The organism is Vibrio chagasii (assembly GCF_002954585.1).
Taxonomy (GTDB): Bacteria; Pseudomonadota; Gammaproteobacteria; order Enterobacterales; family Vibrionaceae; genus Vibrio; species Vibrio chagasii_A.
In genome coordinates this window covers 1,397,907-1,420,783 of the sequence record NZ_MSCI01000001.1, presented here as the reverse complement: position 1 = coordinate 1,420,783, position 22,877 = coordinate 1,397,907, and the positions used below count along the sequence as shown (strand labels likewise).

Here is a 22,877-nt window from a genome sequence, read left to right as displayed (position 1 = left end):
ATAAAATGAAACCTCTTAAATATGTGATGACACTTGCTTTAATTCAAGGCTCATTCGCATGTCATAGCGAACAAGTTAAAAAAGACCAGACTCATGATATTAATGGGGTTTGGTTTAGCCAACGAGATGGCGAAATTAAAGTTATCGAAAATGAGACTACAAGAACAATACAAGTGGTTAATAGCACTTGTTATGAAGTGTCTAACTCTCTGAGTTATGGCACAGAGTTGAGTTATGAAGCAATAAAACAGCATTCCATTCGTCAAGATAATCAATTGATTCTTAATATTCTTCGACCTAGACCTTTTACTTATACTTTAATTAGCAATATTAATGATGTATGTACTGAAGGCCTTGGCCACTCTATGGTTCGCGATGGTTACTTTGATTTTGATGCTCAATCGATGTTCGATATATATTGGCAAGATATGAACAACCACTATGCCTTTTTTGATGAACGTAACATTGACTGGGATGAGGTTTATGATAAATATTATGATGAATTATACGGTGCAGACGACGAACAGTTAATTAATGTATTCGATGAAATACTGCGTCACTTAAAGGATGATCATAGTTCTATTTCTATCCCTTCAAAAGAGCTGCAGATATGGTATAGCAATAAAGCCACCTTGGAACAGCAATTGGAGTTGGAAGCTGACCAGTTAAATATTCCTGAATCAGAAAAAGAAAGCTACATAACCAGTCAGAAGGATAAAATCACGCTCAATATCATGAAGTATTTGTTTGAACATGAACAGGAAGGTTTTAAAAAACGAGCTTCTCGTGAGAGCAAGGAACATCGTCTTAACTGGGGCATCATTGATAATAAAGGCATACCGACTGGATACTTAAGAATTGGCGACTTCATGAGCTATATCGATGAAGGTTTAATAACAGAGACTCCTAAACGAAACACAGATAAAGCTCATCGTCAGTTTGAAGAATTAGTGACTAAAATTTTAACGCAGCTAAATGATACCCAGTCGTTGATTATCGACATCCGTGAAAATGAGGGTGGGCTTGATATGCAAGGTTTATGGTTATTGCAGCATTTGATTGAAGAGCAGCAGTTAGCTTGGCATGTTAGCTCTTACTTCAAAGGTGAATTCAGCCATGATGTCGATGTCACGATGACTCCGAGCGATGGTATTTCATATACAAAACCTATTGTACTTTTGACCTCTTTTGGAACGGTTAGTGCAGCAGAGACATTCGCATCGGCGATGAAGACGCTCCCTCACGTGACCATCGTTGGTGAATCGACATCAGGCGCCACCTCAGATGCGTTTGGCAGAATGCTGCCTAATGGCTGGGAGTATTCATTAAGTAATTTATATTATAAGAATCGCGACCTTGAAAACCATGAAGTCAAAGGGGTACAGCCAGATCACGTGGTTAGAAACTTTGTGTTAGAAGATCGTCAGCAAGGCCGAGATGTTGTGCTCGAAAAAGCATTGTCATTACTTTATTAAGGCTAACGAGCGCCGAGTTGGAGTGTCACTTGGATAACGAAAAATAGCCGCTGATTAGCGGCTATTTTTGTATGGCTTGTATAAATCCAGGCAAGCCTATCGATGGTTATGTATACCCGAGTAGTTCGGTACACATAGTGCCTTTAATCAGGTTTTAGCTAGAGACTAATCTAGGTTAACACGCTCAAATTTGACAGTGTGACCACCGGTGTTTTGACTTGATTCTGTTGCGTAATACAGAGATACCTTACCATTTGAATGAAGGTAGAACTCTTCACCTGTATTCACTTGAAGCGTCGAATTTTCAGAATTTCGAGAATCAATGTAGTTGATCGATACTGCGGTAATAGCATTTCCGTTTTCATCGGTTGCGCTTCCCGTCGCCGAAACTCGATACGTCGTATCCGCATCAATAAAATGTGATAGAGGCTGAGCGTTGCCTGCAAGAATATTGTGATCAGACGCGCTAACAGCGACACCTTCTTGAACAGGTAAACCACAGAATCTTGCTGTTACTTTGATTACTTCGATGGTTTCATTTGAACCTGTACGGCCTAACCCAAGATTCAGTTTTCCGTCAACTAAACGTGAAAAATAACGGTCACTGTTTAGATTCATGTGAAGTTCAATTCTACCAGCGTTATTCGAGCCGCCGTTTGATCCACTCTCTCCCTCAAGGATACCTGAAATCGACATTGCTTCTGTAGTACGGTTAGCTAAAAGAACCTTAACTGAAAAGCCTCGTGGGTTTTCAATCTTGTCGTAGCCGAAATCAAAATCAAACTTTTCGATTTCACCCCATGTTCTGGTGTTGTAATCAATGAAGAGTGGTTTATCTGGCTCGATGATACTTTCTAGCCATTGAGAGCCATCGGTTTCTCCCATGTAGCAGCCGCTGCTGGCCATTGACTGCGCTGATGTCATGAATAATACACTGGTGATAGCTGTGATAACCGATTTGTTAAGTAAGTTCATTTTGTTCTCATTGAATTGTTATAAGACTAGCCATTGTTTAGAACGACCGACGTACGCGAATTATAGCTATCAAAGCATTGATTAATTGATCTGATGGTTTTTTGTTCTTTTAAATCAGTAACTTGTGACGAGCTATTTCGGGTTGTACCCTATATTAATACGCAGTGTGAAATCAAGCTCTTATGATGGTAAATGTTATGTGGTTGTGTATTGATAGTATGAATTTATTATATTGTGTTTAAATTATGTACTAATGTTGCTTGAGTCGTTCTAATTAGCTTTATAAAGGGCTAAATTATTTGGGTTAATTGAAATGGCCAGTTAACAAACAGTGCAGCATGATGGTGACTAAACTTGAATCTTTCTTTGCAGAGAAGGGTAATTACTCCCACCTCTAACTTCCCCACTCACGCTTTCACTCAACCATTCACTCCGCATTATTGCCATTCGTCGCATTGATAAAACGGCGTGACAGTTTGTGGTTAACCTTTCAACGTCAACATTTGAAAGGGATTACATATCATGACGGCTTCAAACACTTCAAACTCATTTACTGCTCTGTTTCGTCGTTCACTTTTAATTGGGTTAGCTTCAATCGCTCCTACGCTGGCGCTAGCTAATCCAAGTTCAGACGTGCTTGATATTTACAATCAAGCCGCGCAAGGCAATGAAGATCTGGTCGAGGTGGCGTATGAACGCCTTAATGACACGCTGCAACAAGACGGCGCAACACCACTGACTTTGGTTTACCTAGGGAGCACAGAAACCTTAATGGGTCGTGATGCGTTCTTACCTTGGAACAAGATGAAGTATGTCGAAAAGGGCTTATCGACCATCGATAAATCACTGGTGTTGCTGAAAGATGAAGACCTGCCCATTCATGAACAACCTCGTGTTCAAGGGTTACCAGATTCTTACCTGACTCGCGCCATGGCCGCGGTGACTTACACCTCTCTTCCAGACATGTTTAACCATTTCGATCGCGGTTATGACTTGTTTCTCTCGCTACTCGCGGAAGAAGAATTTCAACAACAGCACTTCTCTGCAACTTCATGGATTTATCGTTACGCAATTACTGCATCGATTCGTGCTGAAGACCTAACGCAAGCACAAGTGTGGTTAAAACAAATGGAAATGGCTGATGCCGACAACATCGAAACGATGACTGCGAAGGCCCTAATAGCGAAAGCCAAGTAATAGTAGCGAAAGCTAAGTAATAGTTGCGAAAGCGAAATAAAGGGCATGGAAGCTAAATAGTTGGCGAGCAATCAGAGGAAAATGGAATGATTGAATTTAAAGGAATCGGTAAGTCGTATCTCACGGGTGGACAAAGTGTAGACGCACTCAAGGGAGTCGATGGTCAGATTAAACGCGGTGAAATGGTGGCACTGTGCGGCCCGTCGGGATCGGGAAAAAGCACACTGCTGAACATCCTAGGTTTGTTGGATATGGACTATCGAGGTGAGATAAATATTGATGGCAAAGCGTATCCAACAGATCAGATTACGGCTGCGCGTTTTCGCCGCCAGTCGTTGGGTTTTGTGTTTCAGCGCTTCAATCTGGTTCCTGTGATGACAGCGCTTGAGAACGTCGCTTACCCATTGATGCTGAACCAATGTTCAAAGCAAGAACAGCAGACCAGAGCGCAAGATATGTTAGAGCGTGTTGGGCTAGGGGAGTACATCCATCACCGTCCAGACAACCTATCAGGCGGTCAGCAGCAACGTGTCGCGATAGCCAGAGCACTGATCCACAACCCAAGCCTAGTGATTGCCGATGAGCCGACTGCCAGCTTAGACAGCTACACAGCCAACTTGGTGATCGACATTATGAAAGAGCTCGGTCATGAGATGGGTACCACATTTATCGTCGCAACGCACGACCCAAGGATGGCGCAGCGCTGTGACCGAGTGATTGAACTTATCGATGGACAACTGTCATCACAAGCCGAAGCAATGGAGGCGATCTCATGGGCAAGTTAACGCAAGGGTTGAGCACTTCTCTGGTTCCTACGTCGGTTCGCTTAGCGTGGCTCAACTTATTAAGAAATGGTCGCCGTAGTTTGTTGTCGGTATTGATTATCGCCATCGCGGTATTTGCATTAACCAGTGCTGGTGGCTATGGGCTTTACACCTACGAATCTTTGAGAGAATCAACCGCGCGAGATACTGGTCATCTTACTTTGAGTACGCCGGGTTATTTTGAACAAGACGAAGATATGCCGCTGAGTAATGGTCTGGATAACGTTCAAGCGCTCACCAAGAGCATTATTGGTGACAGCGACGTACGTGGTGTGCAGCCACGAGTTTACTTTAGCGGTTTGGTGTCTAACGGAAGCAAGTCGACCATTTTTATGGGAACAGGCGTTAATGAGCGCGAGTTCGACATGAAAGGACCTTTCCTTGACGTGCGCAGCGGTCAAACCCTCTCGGATGTGAAATCACCAAGATACGACAGCCAAGAGCCACAAGTGATGCTCGGAACCGACCTTGCTCGTAACCTCAAAGTGGCCGTTGGCGATTGGGTCACACTGCTCGCCACCACCAGTGATGGCGCATTGAATGCCTTTGATTTTAAGGTGCAGGGCATTTACTCGACTGGTGTGCCTGAGTTGGACAAACGTCAGTTGTACGTGCACATCACCACCGCACAAGAGCTTTTAGCATCAGACAAAGTAAGTACCTTATCGGTATTCCTTTTCGAAACCAGCAAGACTTCGACGGTTCAACAACGCATCCAATCGGCTATAGACAAGCAAGCTGGCCAACAAAGCTCAGGCATTGAGATTACCCCATGGCAAGATCGCGCGTTTTTCTACACCAAGGTTAAAGACCTTTACGACCGTATCTTCGGCATCATGGGCGCAGTGATGGCATTGGTCGTGTTTGTGTCGCTGTTCAATACCATGACCATGTCGGTTACGGAACGCACTCGTGAAATCGGCACCTTATCGGCACTCGGCAGTTACCCATCTGAAATCGTGGCGGGTTTTCTAAAAGAGGCGGGCTTACTGGCGGTGATTGGCAGTGCGATAGGCGCATTAGTGAGTGGTTTAGTGTCGGTGTTATTGCTGGTGATCGATGTGCAAATGCCACCACCTCCGGGAAGAACCGAAGGTTACCCACTCAATATTTATTTCTCATTGGAATTGGTTGGTTATGCCACTTTGGGTGTGCTGACGATCTGTTTGCTGGCTGCGTATTTCTCTGCTCGCAAAGGCGTAAATAAACCAATCACGGAGGCACTGGTTTATGTATAAATTTACTCGTTTACTCTCTATTTTAGGCTGTGCGTTGGCTCTAGCATCGGCATCAAGCTGGGCTATCGATTCACAGCAAGTTTCCGAGATAATTGCTAAGGCAGATAGCTACCGTTTGAACAGCGAACAGGCATCAAAAGTGGTATCTCTGGTCGCGCTATATCAAGACGAGCAGCTAGACAAAACCCGTGAGTACAACGTCTACACAAGACCAAACCGAGAGTCGCTGGTTGTGTTCAAGTCGGCGGTCGAGGCGGGTCAAAAGATGTTGATGATAGAAGACAACTATTGGTTACTGATGCCGAAATCGCGCCGTCCAATTCGTATCACCCCGATGCAAAAGCTGCTTGGTGAAGCTTCGGTTGGTGACATCTCGACGCTGACTTGGAGCGAAGACTACCAAGGCGAGTGGGTTGCTGAACAATCGGTTGAGATGCCAAGTGGTGATCAGCTTGATACCCATCACTTAAAACTCACCGCAAAAACTAAGGGCGCGAGTTATCAATCGATTGATCTGTGGTTAACGGCAGACCGAGCGTTTCCAGTCAAAGCGGATCTGTATCTGCGTTCAGGTAAGTTAGCCAAGCAAGCTTGGTTTACTGAAGGCGTGCGAGATGGCTTGCCAAGTGTGGTGTCGATGACCCTACTCGATAAGATTCAACCAAGTAAGAAAACCGTGATTGAGTATCGCGAGGTAAGCGAGCAAGCCTTGGCAGATAAATACTACAACCCTGCTTACTTATCGCGTAATAGCGTGTCTGGGCTTTAGGTGGGTGCTATGAAAGCTTCTAGCCGTCGATTCCACATCAAGCCTTTGATCGCTAGCTTGCTTGCATTGTCTTGTGTGAGTAACACGACTCAAGCGGGCGATCTGAGCCTAGCATGGGACTGGCAACTGAGTGCTGAGGCCGTTGAATCGCGAGAGTCGCCATTTAGCCCTTTCGCATCTGATAATCGTCAGTCACTCAATGGCTTGCTGGATCTTGAGGTTGGATATGGGAATTGGCTTGGGCTGTTTGCCGTAAAAGCCAACGACATTTTGAGTAATACTCCTCAAGACCAAGACGCGAGCTTTGAATCGGAATTCATTGTGCGCGAGCTGTTTTGGCAAGGTGGTGTTGAACTGTCTAATTCAGCGTTGGGTGATCACTACCTTGATGTGACACTCGGTAAGGTTCGCCTAGATTGGGGTGTTGGTTATGGCTACCGACCGTTAGACATTATCAAGCCTTACCGACAAAACCCTGTTGGCATTGTCGCAGAAGAGGGCGCAGGTGTGGCTTCAGCGTCACTGTTCGATATGACGGGCGAATGGACACTGCTTTACAGCGATTCATCATGGACTTCCCAAGATGTGAATCAATTCGAAAAGCAGAATCAGCAACAAGGGGTTGGCTTACGTCGTTACAATTTAGTAGGCGATCACGAATATCAATGGGTCGCTTATTACGACGATGTACGCCACGGCTTGCTTGGAGCGAGCTTGGTGTCGGTATTAAATCTCGCGTGGGAGTTTCACGGTTCGATGGTTTATCAACGACAAAGTTTGGGTTACAGCCAGCCCAACTCACTGCTTGAACCGGTTTATCTAGAAGAGCGGGGCGAGGCGTACCAAGCCTTAGTTGGACTGACATGGGCCAACGAGACGGGCCACAATGTGGTACTGGAATACTGGTTTGATAGCCGTGCTTGGAGTGACTCTGAGTGGCAAAGCGCTTTGGTGAATGCGGAATATTTGTCTCTTAATCCCATGACAACATCGTTGGCGGGCTCTTACGCTCAAGGTTATCAACACGCTAATTTGGTTCAACACAATCTCATGTTTCACTGGTCTTTGGACTCGGCACATGGCTGGCTTGAAGATATTACACCTACATTTGATGTCATGCTGTCTCCACAGGACGGTGGCTTTATTGCTACGCAGTGGCTTAATTGTCAGGCTTTCGATAATGGTGATTCATCGTTGGAATTGGAACTTGCTGCACGCTTTCTAGGCGGTAAAAGTGATTCTGCTTACGCCAACTTACCGGATAGTCATATGATTCTTTTAAATATCAAAGGACGATTTTAATGGACACTTCTTCAAACAGTCGCTTTTCATGGATTAAAAGCTTCGCGTTCACTACGCTATTTTGCGTTCTTATTGCAATTACAACCAATACGATTTGGGGAGGCGGGTTTACGCTCAACTTGGTCATCAGCTTCGGCTTTGGCTACAGCGCAGTTGGCTCTTCGTTTGTGTTGGTTGAACTATTCAAAAGGAAATCAAAGGCATTTGATGTAGGGGTATCAATGGTGATTGCAATGACCATTGGTACCTTGAATGCACACTATTGGTTGAACGGCTTTTTCGGCTCTAACCTTTCCGATCTTAAGTCTGTGATGCTGCTTGGTGTGATCTTTTGTTCCGTTTGTTATTACTATTTCTACACAAGAGAGCAGCAGCTGCGTGCCGATAATGAATTAGAGGTGGCGAAGCGTCGCCAAGCTGATCAAGAAAAGGTCGTTGTACTTAGCCAGTTAAAACAGCTGCAAAGCCAAATCGAGCCGCACTTTTTGTTCAACACTCTTGCGACCATCAATGTATTGATTGAGAGTGACAGCGCCAAAGCTAAGTTGATGCTTGAAAAGCTGACTGACTTGTTGCGTGTGACTCTGAAGAACAGCCGTACTGAGCAATCGAGCATCGCTCAAGAGGTCGATTTGCTCGACGCATATCTCAACATCCAGAAGATACGATTAGATGAGCGTTTGACGTTCTCGATTGAAACCAACGACATCAGCGAACAACAAGTGATTCCGCCTTTCTTGATTCAACCTTTGGTTGAGAATGCGTTAACACACGGCATCGAGCCCAAGGCTGCTGGCGGTGAAGTTAATATCCGAATTGTTCAACAAGATGATCAGATGAAAATTGAAGTATCAGACAGTGGCGTGGGGCTAACAGCACCGTCTATTGCTACCGGCCATGGTGTTGGATTGAGTAACATTCGTCAGCGTATTGATACCCTATACGGAGATAAGGCGAGCCTGACGATCACAGAGCGAGCGACTGGCGGCGTGGTGTCGACGATATTGTTGCCGCTCATCAGCGAAACTAGCTCCGAGAATGCAGTTTTGAAACTCTAAGTACTGTTAAAAAACAGACGATTTACAGTGTGAATTTAAAGGAAGAATAATGATCAACTCAGGAGTAAAGCCCAGCGTGACGGCAATTATTGCAGACGATGAAGCGCTGTTAAGACATCACTTGGATAAGAGTCTTGCTGAGGTTTGGCCTGAGCTAGAGATTATCAGCAAGGCCAAAAATGGGACAGAGGCTATGCAGAGCATTCAGCAGCTACAACCTGATGTCGCCTTTCTTGATATTCGCATGCCAGAGCTTGATGGCATTTCGTTAGCCAAGCAATTGAACAAGCTTGCATCACCGCCGCTGGTGGTCTTTGTTACGGCTTACGACGAGTATGCAGTTAAAGCTTTTGAGCACAATGCGATAGATTACCTACTCAAGCCAATCAATGAAGAGCGCCTGCTTGCTACCTGTCAGAAGATTCAAGCGCGCTTATCAAGTAATCAAACACAGTCCGGTCATATGCCAGAACAACCCGACATCGCTGCACTCATGAGTCAACTTCAGCAACTGTCACAGTCGGCGTCACAGCAAACGCAGCCTCCTTATTTGTCGCAGAAAAAGTATCTTACGTGGCTCAAAGCCAGCGTTGGCGAAGACATTCACCTGATCGCCGTCGATGATGTGGCGTATTTCAAAGCCGAAGATAAGTACGTATCGATATTTAAGAAAGGGCAGGGCGGGCTTTTAGAGGAGTTTATTCTTCGTGTATCTCTAAAAGAGTTACTCGCTCAACTTAATCCGGATGAGTTTTGGCAGATCCATCGTTCAGTGGTAGTGAAAGTGTCGGCTATTGATAAGGTCAAAAAAGGACTATCCGGTCAGATGTCGGCGTATGTATCCGGTGACAAGCTGCCAATCAGCCGTGCCTCGCAAGCTCTGTTTAAAGGCATGTAGTCTGTTTTTCTTCCCCTTACTCCTGAACTTCTAGTTGAATATGGCTGACTTTACATGTGTTATTGTAATTTATAAGATGACGATCTAGATCACAACTATACTCATTTGGTTCAATATTAAATAATAATCATTAACTCAATCTGTATATTGTCAGTGAATGACATTAAGAGGTTGTTATGAAGACATATTATTTAGCGACGGCAATATGCTTTGCCCTGGTTGGTTGCAGTTCTACATCAAAAACCAATGAAACTTTAATTCAACCAGATCCTGCCTGGACATCTGCTCAACTGGATAATGGTTTTACTTACCATGTTTATCCTGATCATGAAGCATCGGTATCTGTGCGTTTAGTTGTGCACGCGGGCTCCATTCAAGAAACACCTCAACAAGAAGGCTATGCTCACTTTGTCGAGCATATGGCATTTAATGGCAGCAAGAACTTCTCTCAAAACGATGTGATTCGTCTATTTGAAGAAGCTGGCTCCAGCTTTGGTGCGGACATCAATGCCTATACTTCCTATGAAGATACGGTGTATGAATTAGATTTGCCAGATAACCTCCAATTAGAGCAAGCATTGACTTGGATGCGTGACGTTGGCGATGGCCTCGATCTCTCTAGTTCGGAAGTTGAAAAAGAAAAGGGAGTGATTCTTGGTGAGTTTCGTATGGCTCGTCTCGATGATAAGTCATTCCCCGAGAAATATGTTGATTACCTATTCGAAGGCAGCCCTTACGAATCGCAAGATGCGTTAGGAACTAAAGCTTCGGTTATGGCTGCCACGTCGGAAGGGCTTACCGACTTCTACCAAACTTGGTATCAACCTCAAATCGTTGAGCTAGTGGTTTCTGGTGATGTGGACCTTAAAACACTGATCCCACTGATTGAAGAGAAATTTTCGAGCTGGGAGCGCGGTAAAACGTCAAAGCCACAAAAGCAGAATACGACTTCGTTCAATGAAGGTGACTACATTGAATATGCTGGCAGAGAAGCTCCGAGTATTTCTTTGACGTTTAACCGAGGTTTAAACACTGTTGAAACCCACGCTCAACAACATCAGCGTTGGTTGGATGAAACCACTCAGATTCTTATTCAGCAGCGTTTAGAGGCAGACTTTAATGATGCAGCGCTACCGACGCAATGGATAACGTCAGATAACATCAGGTTGGGTGCTCTGCTTTATTCATCGACAAGTGTTGGCTTCCCAGCAGGCAGCCGTGATGCGGTTCAGAAAGCGTTGGTTTCTACTTTAACGTCGTTACGTGATTACGGTGTTTCTGAAGGAGAAATTGCGAGTGAGCTCCATTATTATCAAGACTCACTGGATGATATTGAGCACGACTGGGATAAAAGGGACAGTGTGGATCACGTGAACGATAAAGTGAACGCATTACTGTCTGGCGATATTGTTCAATCTCAAAAAGACTATCAGGCCAGCATGGAAGCCTTTCTTGCTAATTTAAGCCTTGAAGCGATTAATAAAAATATCAAAGAAGTCCTTTCGAGTGATTACTTTTTGATTGTCGGCATGGATGACAATGAGGATCGCACAGCGGTTCTGGCTTCTCTAGATGGATTAAAAGCTTCTTATAGTCAGCAGGGTACACAGACATTCGTAACGGCAACAGCCAGTGCATTTGCTTCGCCTGCCGTACCCGGCGAGGTTGAATTGGTAGAGCAAATGTACGCCGATCCAAATATTCAAAAGTGGACTTTAAGTAATGGTATCGACATGTGGTACCTACGTGATTCATACGCGAAAGACGATGTTGGAATAATGTACGTGAGTCTTGGCGGTAAAGCGGCGTTGGAGCCGGATTTATACGCAGCTGCAAATGTGACACTACCTGTTATTGCTCGAAGTGGTGCTGGTGACTTTACGGGATCTGAGCTGAAAGCCTACTTTGATCGTGAAGGGATTTTAGTCGATTCTTTTATTTCTTCGACGCGACATGGCATTGAGTTTAATATCGAAAAAGATGGGATGAGTGACGCGTTTGCTGCGCTATATACCTTCATGGTGTCTCCTAAAGTGAATTCTGATCAGCTTGAAGCTGTCAAGCAAGAGCTAGTGCAAGATAAAGAGTCCTTCCTAAGTACGCCTGTTGGTCAATTTGAACAAGCGATCAATCAAAATATTTATCGCTCGGGAAGCCGCCATCTATTCGTAAATAAAGAGCGTGTTAAAGCGGTTTCTGTTGAAGATGTCCGTGCTGTTCATCAACAACTGTTTGGTCAACTAAGACACAACCAGTTGGTGGTCGTTGGTGATATCGACCCAAGTGAGTTGAAACCTCTAGTTCGTAAGTACTTAGCTTCAATTCCATTGCAAGCGGGGACGGTGCCAGATTTCAAAGTGGAGTACAAGCAACCAGCGAAACCACGTATTGATGTCGCGATCAACAACGTAAATAGTGCGGAATATATCTTACGAGTGATTCCAGAGCCGACGACAATAGAAAGTGGAGGCTGGACTGCAAAAGATGTCTTCATGGAAGACTTATTGCAACGTTTAGTCGCATCTCGTTTAGACTCTTATGTTCGTGAAGAGTTGAGTTTAGATTATTCACCTTATGCTTATACGGCTTCGAATGATGGTGAACCGATTCATGAGTGGGTAATCGGAGCAATGATCGCGCCGGAGAACGTAGATACTGTTGAAATGGCGATTGATAGAGTGATCTCAGGCCTCCTACAAGGTATTTCTGAAGACGAACTGCATTCGATAGTAAAACAGTTTGAAGCTGACTTCGCGCCACTAGAGGCAAGTTCTATCGATCAGGCGTGGTTTGTGTCTCGTTATCTATTGTATGGGTATGGAGTGGAAGCCTTGGCTGATGTTGACCGAGTCGTTAAATCAATATCGGTTGAAGACATGAATACTCTGCTCCATCACCTGTTTGGCGAGAATAGCCGTAAGGTTAAGAACATCATGCGACCTAAAGCGTCATAACGATCAGCGTTGGACGCATACGTAATGGAAAGCCAAGCCTAGTTGCTTGGCTTTTTCTTTTTTTAGAAGCATCAAAGCTTAATCGGTTGCATTGAATCATTTTCTAAAAAAATGTTTTAAATCAAGACAGCGTTTCATTTGTGTTGTAGATTGGCGATCTACGAGAATATTGTTTGGATATTAGATTGCTTAAACTGGGTACCCGATTAGTCTTAATGTTGTTTTTACTGAGCTTTGGCTTAGTGAATTCTAACGGCTATTCGTTTCCTTCTAAGCCGTTTCAAATCGAGACTGCTCAACAGCAATCTTTCGCGCAAAAACAGTGTCAGAACGCTGCCATTGATGACCCATCGGCCTATTTGGAGTGCGATAAAGTTCAAGTAGGCGCTTCGTCAGTAGGTGACAGATCCAATTATCACGATACTGAATCTAGCCTTCAAGCGACCACTTACCGACGTATATCAACCAATGAGCAAGAAAGCGCGCCTGACCTTGAGCCTGCTTATCACTTGCTGATTGACTTCTCTCCCCCTTCTTTACTGGCTTCGCTGTTAGCGACAACCCCTATGTTGGACCTCAAACAGCACTGGACCAGTATTGTCAGCTCTCCGCCTTCCCGTTTATCGGGGTGGAAAGAGGGCAACATCCAATATTCACATTTCCGAGAACTTCTTAGCTAATCCTTTGCCCCTGATTGGTCGTATCGACGCTCCCTTTTGTCCGTTGTTTTAGCCAATCCCCAAAACAATTTGCGAATGCACTCTGCTGTCGTTTAATCAGTTTTGTCTGGTTGTCGTCAGTTTCGTACCTGTTCGTAACATATTAGCTTAAGAAATAAGAGATCTTGACTGTGAAAAAACGCATTCCAAGAAAACAAATCAACCACTACTCTAAGTGGAAATACGTGGTACTTATCACCACCATTATCATTATGATTCTGAGCGCTTTACCGTCTTGGTATGGCGAAGATGCTTCGGTTCAAATTAACAATCGCTCTGAGCAAACCATCGACGCGACGCAGGTCACTCAATACCTTGCGAGCGAAGGCATCCAAGCGAAATCGGCTTATCAGAAAGACAAGCGTTTAGTCGTGATCTTAGAAGATGCCGAGCAGCAAGCAAAAGCCAAAGAAGTACTGAATGAGCGTCTGCTTGATACTGCAACCGTCGCGCTAGCAATGGAGCCAGCGGCACCAAAATGGCTGACTGACATGGGCTTTGCACCGATTCAGCTAGGCCTTGATTTACGTGGTGGTGTGCAGTTCTTACTCGAAGTAGATATGGAACCGGTTTACCACGCGCAAGCGCAAGCTGTGGTGGACGAGATCACCAGCCAAGTGCGTTATGCCCGCGGCAAAGTGGTGAACAACAAAGTGGAATTTAACTTCCGCACCGATGCCGATTTTGAAAAGGCGCAAAAGCTGATTCGTGAAGAGTTCCCGCAATGGCTACGTGACAGCTCAGACAAAAAGCTGACTCTAACGCAATCTGAAGATGAACAACGCACGCTTCGCAACCTAACGGTTCAACAAAACCTACAAATCATGCGCAGCCGTATTGAAGAGCTAGGTATCACTGAAGCCTCAATTCAACGCCAAGGCGAAAGCCGTATCCGTATCGAATTGCCGGGTGTACAAGATCCTGCAGCTGCAAAAGACGTGATTGGTGCCACAGCATCATTGGCGTTCTACTCGGTTTACGATAACCCAACACGCAACACTCAAACGCTAAAAGATACCGATGGCAACCGTGTGGTTGTTGCTCGCAAAGCAGTACTGAGTGGTGAGCACATTATTGATGCACGTAGTGGCATTGGTGAAATGGGCAGCGCAGAAGTAAACATCACCCTAGATTCTGCGGGTGGTAAGAAAATGTCTGAGTTCTCTCGTCATAATATCGGTAAGCCAATGGCGACAGTGTACAGCGAGTACAGCCGCGACAGAGCCGGTAACAGCGAGAAAACCAGTGAAGTGATCAGCCTTGCGAACATCCAATCTCAATTGGGTAGCCGCTTCAGAATTACAGGTGCGGGCAGCATGGCTGAAGCGCAAGAGCTTGCTCTATTGCTTCGTGCAGGTTCACTAACGGCGCCAGTCACCATTATTGAAGAGCGTACCATTGGTCCATCTTTGGGCGCAGAAAACGTGACTAACGGCTTTGCTGCATTGGCGCTTGGCCTTGGTCTTACTCTGACGTTTATGGCGCTATGGTATCGCCGTCTTGGTTGGGTCGCGAATGGTGCGCTTATCGTTAACATGGTAACGCTGTTTGGTCTGATCGCATTGCTACCGGGTGCGGTATTAACACTGCCGGGTATTGCTGGCTTGGTATTAACCGTTGGTATGGCGGTGGATACTAACGTACTTATCTTCGAACGTATTCGAGACAAAATGAAAGAAGGACGCAGCTTTGCTAGCTCCATCGATCGTGGTTTCGATAGCGCGTTCTCGTCTATCTTCGATGCTAACTTCACCACCATGATTGTAGCTGTCGCTCTTTACACCATTGGTAACGGACCAATTCAAGGCTTTGCTTTGACACTGGGCTTGGGTCTTCTAACCAGTATGTTTACGGGCATTTTTGCTTCACGAGCGATCATCAATTTGGTTTGGGGGCGTGACCAACGCCACGATGTAAGGATTTAAGCATGAGTACTTCAACAAAAATGACAATTTCAGAACGCTATTTTTCCAATAGCAATATGACTCTCCTGCGTAAGGTGATGTCAGTAATCTCTATTGTTCTGTTCATGAGCTCAGTAATGCTAGTGGCCGTGAAAGGGTTTAACTGGGGTTTGGACTTTACAGGCGGTGTGGTTGCTGAGGTTCAACTTTCTGATCAAGTGACCAAAGACGCATTGAAAACACAGCTTGATGCCGCTTTCCAACAAGACGTGCAAGTGGTTGGCATGGCAGAGCAAGACCGCTGGACCATTCGCTACAGCCAACTGACAGACGCACCGCAGATTAACTTAGTTGATGCTTTGGCATCGGTGAGTGACCAAGTGAAAGTGCTGAACAGCAGTGTGGTTGGCCCTCAAGTGGGTCAAGACATGGTTGACCAAGGTGGTTTAGCGGTATTGGTGTGTTTCTTAATGATCATGCTTTACCTAAGTGTACGATTTGAATGGCGTTTAGCTCTAGGTGCTTTGGCTGCGATCATTTACGACGTGACGATTATCTTCGGCTTATTCGCTTTGACTCAGTTTGAGTTCAACCTAACGGTGTTAGCGGCGGTATTAGCGATTCTGGGTTACTCACTGAATGACTCGATCATCATTGCTGACCGTGTCCGTGAGATGCTGCGTGGCAACCCTAACGGTGATACTGACAACCTGCTTAACGAATCAGTTAAAGCGACGTTCTCTCGTACCATGGTGACTTCAGGTACGACTTTGTTAACGGTATCTGCACTTTGGTTGCTTGGTGGCGCAGCGCTACAAGGTTTTGCGATTGCATTGGTTGTCGGCATTGCGAGTGGTACATGGTCTTCAATCTCGGTCGGTATCACCCTTCCGAAATTACTTGGCCTACAGCCTTGTCACTATCAAGTGAAACCGCCGGTAGAAGTTGAGGGTGAGTACCCTTAAGTTATCTATTTTGATAATGCTGCAACTCAGTAAGTGAGTTTACTTTAGCCCTTCGTTTTTAACCGAACGAAGGGCTTTATTTTATTTAAGAGTCAATTAGTTAGAGAAAAGAGAGCCTATTTCAAAAAACGACGGGTTGAGCAGGCAAGCACTAATGATATGAAGTATGTTTATATGACGTTAGTAGAAATGAGGCAAGGGAATGGAATATCGACATCAATGTCACGTAGGCGACCACGGTGATGCACTGAAGCACCCTGTATTAAGTGCTCTGGTTCAGTCATTAATGCAGCAGCATTCGCGCCTCAATGTTATCGACACTCACTCAGGTACAGGGTGTTACGACCTAACCACTGCGCCAAGTAATCACGCTGGCGAGTTTGCAGAAGGGGTTGGGTACCTTTGGCGAAACAAGGCGTACCTTCCTGAGTCATTCGCATCTTTTATGTTGGTGTTGGAATACTACAATCCGAATCAACTTATTACGCTGTATCCCGGTTCAGCGGCGATTACCTATCAACAAGGTCGCAGCCAAGATAGCTTCTATTTTTCAGATATTCAGCAAGATGAAGCCGACTTACTGCAAACCAATATTGAGAAGTTACAACGCGATCTGGATGTCTCTAGCAAGCTGACCATTAGTGCGGGCGATGGGCTTAAAGCACTGCCTGACGATGTCGCGAAACATGATAGCCACCACCTGATTGTGATCGATCCACCTTACGAAACGGATTCCGAATATCTCGCGGTGATTGATGCTTTGGTTAAGGCCTATCAGCAGTCAGAGAGAGTCTCTGCGTTAATTTGGTATCCGTTATACACCGATGATCGAAGCTCTCTAATATTGGAGCACTGTGTGACAGCGGTGACAGATGGCTTGTTGCCAAGTCCGATAAAGTCGGAATTACGACTGCGCGATCCGAAAGGGGATGACCGCCTTATTGGTAGTGGCTTACTATTATTTAACCCACCACAAGGCATTGCAGGGACGGTTGCTGACACGCTCGATTATTTACATAGTCAGCTCGCAACCAATGGTGAAGGCTATTGGCAAATGAAAAGTCTATAAATCTGCTTTGTATGGGCTTTCTGATGAATTAGTAGACATCGCTCACTAAATCATTGTTATTTATGTGGTTTAAATTGACCAAACGCTAACTTTTATCGATTGATTAATTGCCGTGAATCATTTAAAAATGGAATATTAGTGCGCGCAAGTGCATAATGGCTCATAAGTTAAATAATTAGCCCAAATTAATATCAGATTGTGGTTTACCCCCTAAACTGCATTAGGCTCGCACTAGTCACGCGAGCCTTTCTTTTGCCTGAAGGAAAACTCTAGGCAGCACTATCACTTCAAAACCCACTACAACGCTGGATAATCGATATAACCTTTTTCATTTCCGCCGAATAGGGTAGCTCCATCAAGTTGTGCTAGCTCGCTGCCGTTTTGTAGGCGTGATACGAGATCTGGATTTGCTACGAATGGGCGACCAAATGCGACGAGATCCGCGTAGCCTTTGCTTAATACTTCTTCCGCGCGTTGTGGTGTGTAGCTGCCTGCGACGATGATGGTGTTGGAGAATAGCTCTCTTAGCTCAATTCGGAAGCTTTCAGGGATAACCGGTGCATCATCCCAATCAGCTTCTGAAAGATGCAGATAAGCGATATCACGAGCTTGCAGTGCTTTCGAAGCCTCCAAAATCGTTGGCACTATGTCTGGGCAGTTCATATCTTTAAAGGTGATGAATGGCGCCAAACGCACGCCGACTTTATCGGCACCTATCTCTGCAATAACAGCATCAACCACTTCAATCAGGAAGCGAAGTCTGTTCTCACGGCTTCCACCGTAGTTGTCGTTGCGCTTGTTTGAGTTGGTTCTTAGGAACTGGTCAATCAGGTAGCCATTTCCGCCGTGGATCTCGACACCATTAAAGCCTGCTTCGATGGCTTTCTTTGCTGCATTCGCAAAATCTTGAACCACTCGATCGATGTCTGCTTGGGTCATCTCTCTTGGTTGGATGCAATCGACCATATTGCCGTTGCCATTCTCATCAGAAATCCACACCTGAGTTTCTATTGGAGCCAAAGCTGACGGTGCTATCGGCAGTTCGCCTTTTTGAAAGGTAGGGTGAGACACGCGGCCGACATGCCAGAGCTGACAGAATATTGCTGCGCCTTGTTCTTTGGCTACTTTGGTTACTGACTTCCAACCTTCAATTTGTGCATCGGTGTAAACGCCGGGAGTGAATGAGTAGCCTTGAGAGTCATCAGAGATCTGCGTCGCTTCAGTGATGATTAGGCCAGCGCTCGCACGTTGTTGGTAGTAGGTCGCCATCATATCGTTTGGCACATTGCCCGGTTGGCTGGTACGAGCGCGAGTCATGGGTGCCATAACGACACGGTTTTGCAGTGCTAGGCCTTTGAGTGCTGGTGTTTCGAATAATTTGTTCATGGTATCTACCTTGTTTTAATTCAGTACTTTTTAATTCAATGTTTTTAGTTTTGTATTCGGGTTATAGAGCGGATTACTTGCTTTCCGCCGGGCTGAAAATCGAGTTGCTCTGAGGCTTATCAGCTTGGTTGGCTTTGGCGATAAGTAGCAAGCCAATGACAGGAACAACAACGGCTGCGAATGGAATCATGCCTGCCCCTAGCTGGCTGTCGAGTACCATGCCACCAAGGAATCCACCGAAGGCATTCGCTAGGTTAAAGGCTGAAATGTTGGCTGTAGCAGCAAGTTCTTGTCCTTCGCCACCGTGGTTCATTACTCGAAGTTGCATGGCAGGAACGTTCGCAAATGATGCAATGCCAAAGACAAATGCAGCTGCAACGAATAGTATTTTGTTGTCTACCACCAGGCCCACCACAACCAGTGAAGCGATCATCGCGATAGCCCAAAACATGGAAGCTTTGCCTAAATCTTTATCTGAAGAGCGGCCGCCTAATGTGTTACCTATGATTAAGCCCACACCGACAATCACTAAGATCCAAGTGACTGAGTCTTGACCGTAGCCCGTGATGTGCATGGCAATAGGAGCAAGGTAGCCGTAAAGCGTCATAAACCCAGACCAAGCAAAAGCGGTGATCGCCAAGCTGATCAGTAGCATTGGATTTCTAAATGCCATTAGTTGAGTTTTGATGTCTTTCGCTTCGCTGTGACCGCTTGATTTGATAGATGTCAGGATAGAAATCATTGCGATGGTGCCAAGTGCAGCTACGGTAAAGAAGGTGGTGTGCCAACCGAACTGCAAGCTAATCCATGTACCAGCGGGAACGCCAAGAACGTTAGCCAGTGTTAAGCCTGCGAACATTTGACCAACCGCGCGGCCTGCCATTTTTTCCGATACCAGGTTGGTCGCAACAACCGCACCTATGCCATAGAAAGGCCCTTGAACTAAGCCTGCAATTACACGGCTAGCGAGCAGCAATGAGTAGTTAGGCGCTAGGGCTGACAAGACATTACCAATAATGAATAGCGCCATTAATCCAATCAGTACCATCTTCTTATTAAAGCGAGCAAGGTAGATGGTTAAGATTGGCCCACCGATAACGATAGCTAACGCGTAAGCACTGATTAGATAACCTGCTTGGCCTTCTGTGATCGAAAGGGATGTAGCAATTTGTGGAAGAATGCCTGCGATAACAAACTCAGCGGTGCCGATCGCAAATGCTGCGAGTGTCAATATCCAAACTTGTAATGGGATCTGTTCTTTTTTCATGATGATATGCCTATGTAAATTCTGGTTTGTTAGGACGCTTAGGTACACGCCCTAACAATTGTTCTTTGTGTCTTTGTGAAGTGTTTTAGCCGAGTAGCGCGCCGCCATCGATGTCGATAATTGAGCCGGTCACATATGTGTTATTAATCGCGAACAGGTAGCCCATGGCGGCCTCTGAAGCATCACCGACTTTGCCAACAGGTAAGTTCTTCTTGGCGTTGTCATACATGGCGTTACGAGATGAGTCGTCCATATTTTTGTAGGCTTCGGTCATGGTTAAACCTGGGCTGACGGCGTTCACTCGAATAGGCGCAAGTTCTTTTGCAAGCACTTTAGTCAAGCTCTCTAGTGCGGCGTTGATGGCGGTTTTTACGTAAGTGCCGGCGACCACTTTGCGTGACAACATGCCTGTGGTAAGCGTGATAGAACCCTTGGGTTTGATGTAACGCGCCGCATGCTTGGCGACGTTTAGGCTGCCCCAAAATTTGGTATCAAATGCCGTTTTTGCGTCTTTAAGAGCAACGTCGGTCACCTTTCCTGCGGGAGCAGATGAGCCAGCCGTGACCACCAAATGATCGAAGGGACCAATCGATTCGAAGTACTCGCAAATCGACTTTTCATTGCTGATATCAACGCCGGTATGTCGGCTTGCAATGTGTACAGTGTTGTCTTCGTTTCTCAATTGCATCGCTAATGCTTTACCGATGCCAGACGTGCCACCAATGATGACGAAAGTGCTTTTTTCTTGGTTCGTTACTACGTTGTTCATGTTCTGAATTCCTGCGTGTTCTGCTGATGGTTGGCCATTATATTTATTCGATTAATTTTGATAATTGGCTAAAATGTGAATTCATTATTCGGATGAGATGAACAGTATGATGAGGAAGAAGTAGCATGGATAAGTTTTCAGACATGGCGATGTTCGTCAGTATCGTTAAGCACCAAGGGTTGGCTGCAGCAGGGCGAGAGCTAGGCTTATCACCTGCGACCATGACGGCAAGGCTACAAGCACTGGAAGAACGATATGGCGTGAAGCTGTTGAATCGAAGTACTCGACATGTGTCTTTAACTGACTCTGGAGAGCTGTACCACAAGGCGTGTTTGGAGATATTGGATAACGTTAGCGAAGCCGAAAACCTGATTCAAAATGGCGTCAAAGAGGTTAAAGGCCCATTAAAGATCGCCGCGCCGAAAGACATCGGCAAGCAGTACATTCTTCCGATTCTCTCTGAGTTCTGTCAGCAATATCCTGACGTGATCCCTTACCTGTATTTGAACGATAACCTGTCGAATATTGCAGAGTCGGGCATGGATGTGGTGATTCGCTACGGAGAGTTAGTCGACAGCAGTTTGATATCAAGACGTTTATCCCCGAGCCGACGTGTGTTGTGTGCTTCTCCTAAATATCTTGCGAAGCATGGAACGCCCCTAACGCCTCAAGACTTAGCAGACCACGATTGTTTGGCAATGCTACGTAGCAATGAAGAACTGAAAACATGGCACTTTCAAGATCACGATATGAAGAAGTCGATTACCGTTGTGCCAAAACGATTCTCAGACGATGGCGAAGTGATTCGCTATTGGGCATTAAAAGGCGAGGGTATTGCGCTCAAATCAGTGTTGGATGTGCAAGATGACATCAATAACCAACGCCTTGTCACGCTGCTCAACGGCTATATGAAAAACTTCAATACCTCGACCTCTGTATCGAGCGCCGACTTGAATGTGGTGTACATCAGCAAGAAGTATCAACCTAAGCGAATTCGACTGTTCTTGGACTTTCTAATCGATAATTTTGGTCGTTTGACAGATAAATCAATTAATTAACGCGATATGACAAAACTCTCGAACTGAAAACGGGACTACGGACAGGACTGGCAGAACTGGTTATGATGTGAGCAATATATGGACGTTACTGGAGAGAACAATGAAAATAGTTGGTAACACGGTGATCAAACCATTTCATAAAGCGATCTGTCACTGCGGAGCGGTGGAGTTAGAGCTTAGTCTACCTAACGGCATCGAAAAGCCGCGTCGCTGCGATTGCTCTATCTGTCGTCGTAAAGGCGCGATAGTGGGTTCGGTAGCCTTGGATGGCATCAAGATCCTCAAAGGTGCAGAGCATCTCAAGTTATATCAATTCAATACCAACACCGCGAAGCACTACTTCTGTTCGAACTGCGGTATCTATACCCATCATCAACGTCGCTCTAGCCCAAATGAATACGGATTCAATATTGGTTGTTTGGAAGGCGTGAACCCTTTTGATATTGGTGATGTGGTAACTAACGATGGTGTGAACCATCCTGCGGATCGCTAAGGAGAAAAATATGTCGGATTATGGTGCTCTGATTCGTTGGCAGAAAGATGAAGATGAGGTATTTAGCGATAACCAATACAGTCGCGGGCATACGTGGGAATTTGATGGTGGCGTTATTGTCCCTGCGTCGTCATCGCCTCATGTAGTGCCACTACCACTCTCTGTTGAAGAAAATGTTGATCCCGAAGAAGCCTTTATTGCTGCGATTGCCAGTTGTCATATGCTGACGTTTTTGGGCATTGCAGCTAAGCGTAAATACGTGATTGAGTCTTACGTTGATGATGCGATTGGTGTTCTTGAAGAAGATAAAGCGGGGCGCGCTTGGGTGAGTCATGTGACGCTTAGACCTCAAATCCAATTTGTTGGTGATAAGCGCCCCACGGATAAACAGCTCGAAAAACTGCACCATCTGGCGCACAGTAACTGCTTCATTGCCAATTCTGTAAAAACCGAGATCACGGTAGAGATAGACTCGTAACCCACACGATTTTCTCAGTTGTACTCAAGATCAATTAAGGGAGCAACTTAGCGATGCTCCCTTACTTTGGATTGATAGG

Annotated in this window: 20 protein-coding genes; 16 read left to right on the top strand and 4 right to left on the bottom strand. The window is 45.5% G+C overall.

Annotated elements, in window-relative coordinates; genetic code table 11:
• Window positions 1-5 precede the first annotated feature (5 nt).
• A complete protein-coding gene (locus BTO10_RS06620; RefSeq protein WP_105024019.1) occupies window positions 6-1,475 on the top strand; it encodes a S41 family peptidase in 1,470 nt (489 codons plus the stop codon).
• A gap of 165 nt (window positions 1,476-1,640) precedes the next feature.
• Here BTO10_RS06620 and BTO10_RS06615 read toward each other — a convergent pair whose 3' ends face one another.
• Window positions 1,641-2,450, bottom strand: a complete 810-nt coding sequence (locus BTO10_RS06615) for a hypothetical protein (RefSeq protein ID WP_004736958.1) — start codon at window positions 2,448-2,450, stop codon at window positions 1,641-1,643.
• Window positions 2,451-2,972: 522 nt separating this feature from the next.
• On the opposite strand from BTO10_RS06615, the gene BTO10_RS06610 reads away from it, so the two are divergent.
• The 12 genes from BTO10_RS06610 (at window position 2,973) to rlmJ (ending at window position 17,347) form a co-directional block, all read left to right on the top strand.
• The gene (locus BTO10_RS06610) at window positions 2,973-3,647 is read left to right on the top strand and encodes a hypothetical protein (RefSeq protein WP_105024018.1); all 675 of its coding nucleotides are present in this window, start codon (window positions 2,973-2,975) and stop codon (window positions 3,645-3,647) included.
• A gap of 86 nt (window positions 3,648-3,733) precedes the next feature.
• Window positions 3,734-4,432, top strand: coding sequence for an ABC transporter ATP-binding protein (locus tag BTO10_RS06605; protein ID WP_105024017.1), 699 nt, complete (start codon window positions 3,734-3,736; stop codon window positions 4,430-4,432).
• Complete coding sequence (locus BTO10_RS06600; RefSeq protein WP_105024016.1) at window positions 4,420-5,709, top strand: ABC transporter permease; 1,290 nt, start codon at window positions 4,420-4,422, stop codon at window positions 5,707-5,709. Before BTO10_RS06605 ends, BTO10_RS06600 begins: the two co-directional genes overlap by 13 nt.
• A complete protein-coding gene (locus tag BTO10_RS06595; protein WP_105024015.1) occupies window positions 5,702-6,478 on the top strand; it encodes an outer membrane lipoprotein-sorting protein in 777 nt (258 codons plus the stop codon). The genes BTO10_RS06600 and BTO10_RS06595 overlap by 8 nt, the downstream gene beginning before the upstream one ends.
• 9 nt (window positions 6,479-6,487) lie before the next feature.
• Window positions 6,488-7,780, top strand: coding sequence for a hypothetical protein (locus BTO10_RS06590; protein WP_105024014.1), 1,293 nt, complete (start codon window positions 6,488-6,490; stop codon window positions 7,778-7,780).
• A complete protein-coding gene (locus BTO10_RS06585) occupies window positions 7,780-8,838 on the top strand; it encodes a sensor histidine kinase (protein WP_105024013.1) in 1,059 nt (352 codons plus the stop codon). Before BTO10_RS06590 ends, BTO10_RS06585 begins: the two co-directional genes overlap by 1 nt.
• A gap of 49 nt (window positions 8,839-8,887) precedes the next feature.
• Window positions 8,888-9,736 (top strand): LytR/AlgR family response regulator transcription factor, encoded by an 849-nt coding sequence (locus BTO10_RS06580; RefSeq protein WP_105024012.1) that lies wholly within the window; start codon window positions 8,888-8,890, stop codon window positions 9,734-9,736.
• 176 nt (window positions 9,737-9,912) lie between these two features.
• Window positions 9,913-12,690 (top strand): insulinase family protein, encoded by a 2,778-nt coding sequence (locus BTO10_RS06575; RefSeq protein WP_105024011.1) that lies wholly within the window; start codon window positions 9,913-9,915, stop codon window positions 12,688-12,690.
• A 215-nt stretch (window positions 12,691-12,905) separates the two neighbouring features.
• Window positions 12,906-13,370: a hypothetical protein gene (locus tag BTO10_RS06570; RefSeq protein ID WP_063524822.1), complete on the top strand. Its 465-nt coding sequence runs from the start codon at window positions 12,906-12,908 to the stop codon at window positions 13,368-13,370.
• 164 nt (window positions 13,371-13,534) lie between these two features.
• Window positions 13,535-15,334, top strand: coding sequence for a protein translocase subunit SecD (gene secD / locus BTO10_RS06565; RefSeq protein WP_105024010.1), 1,800 nt, complete (start codon window positions 13,535-13,537; stop codon window positions 15,332-15,334).
• Window positions 15,335-15,336: 2 nt separating this feature from the next.
• Window positions 15,337-16,278 carry a protein translocase subunit SecF gene (gene secF / locus BTO10_RS06560; RefSeq protein ID WP_105024009.1) on the top strand — a complete coding sequence of 314 codons (942 nt, stop codon included), beginning with the start codon at window positions 15,337-15,339 and terminating at the stop codon, window positions 16,276-16,278.
• Between the two features lie 202 nt (window positions 16,279-16,480).
• A complete protein-coding gene (gene rlmJ, locus BTO10_RS06555; RefSeq protein WP_105024008.1) occupies window positions 16,481-17,347 on the top strand; it encodes a 23S rRNA (adenine(2030)-N(6))-methyltransferase RlmJ in 867 nt (288 codons plus the stop codon).
• 297 nt (window positions 17,348-17,644) lie between these two features.
• Here rlmJ and BTO10_RS06550 read toward each other — a convergent pair whose 3' ends face one another.
• The 3 genes from BTO10_RS06550 to BTO10_RS06540 all read right to left on the bottom strand — a co-directional run bounded on the left by BTO10_RS06550 (window position 17,645) and on the right by BTO10_RS06540 (window position 20,769).
• On the bottom strand, window positions 17,645-18,733 hold the full coding sequence (locus tag BTO10_RS06550) for an alkene reductase (protein ID WP_105024007.1): 1,089 nt from the start codon (window positions 18,731-18,733) through the stop codon (window positions 17,645-17,647).
• A 73-nt stretch (window positions 18,734-18,806) separates the two neighbouring features.
• A complete protein-coding gene (locus tag BTO10_RS06545; protein WP_105024006.1) occupies window positions 18,807-20,000 on the bottom strand; it encodes an MFS transporter in 1,194 nt (397 codons plus the stop codon).
• 85 nt (window positions 20,001-20,085) lie between these two features.
• Window positions 20,086-20,769 (bottom strand): SDR family oxidoreductase, encoded by a 684-nt coding sequence (locus BTO10_RS06540; protein WP_105024005.1) that lies wholly within the window; start codon window positions 20,767-20,769, stop codon window positions 20,086-20,088.
• Between the two features lie 125 nt (window positions 20,770-20,894).
• Here BTO10_RS06540 and BTO10_RS06535 point away from each other — a divergent pair, with 125 nt between their 5' ends.
• The 3 genes from BTO10_RS06535 to BTO10_RS06525 all read left to right on the top strand — a co-directional run bounded on the left by BTO10_RS06535 (window position 20,895) and on the right by BTO10_RS06525 (window position 22,798).
• The gene (locus BTO10_RS06535) at window positions 20,895-21,827 is read left to right on the top strand and encodes a LysR family transcriptional regulator (RefSeq protein WP_105024004.1); all 933 of its coding nucleotides are present in this window, start codon (window positions 20,895-20,897) and stop codon (window positions 21,825-21,827) included.
• Between the two features lie 100 nt (window positions 21,828-21,927).
• Window positions 21,928-22,320, top strand: coding sequence for a GFA family protein (locus BTO10_RS06530; RefSeq protein ID WP_105024003.1), 393 nt, complete (start codon window positions 21,928-21,930; stop codon window positions 22,318-22,320).
• 10 nt (window positions 22,321-22,330) lie between these two features.
• Window positions 22,331-22,798 carry an OsmC family protein gene (locus BTO10_RS06525; RefSeq protein ID WP_105024002.1) on the top strand — a complete coding sequence of 156 codons (468 nt, stop codon included), beginning with the start codon at window positions 22,331-22,333 and terminating at the stop codon, window positions 22,796-22,798.
• Window positions 22,799-22,877 lie beyond the last annotated feature (79 nt).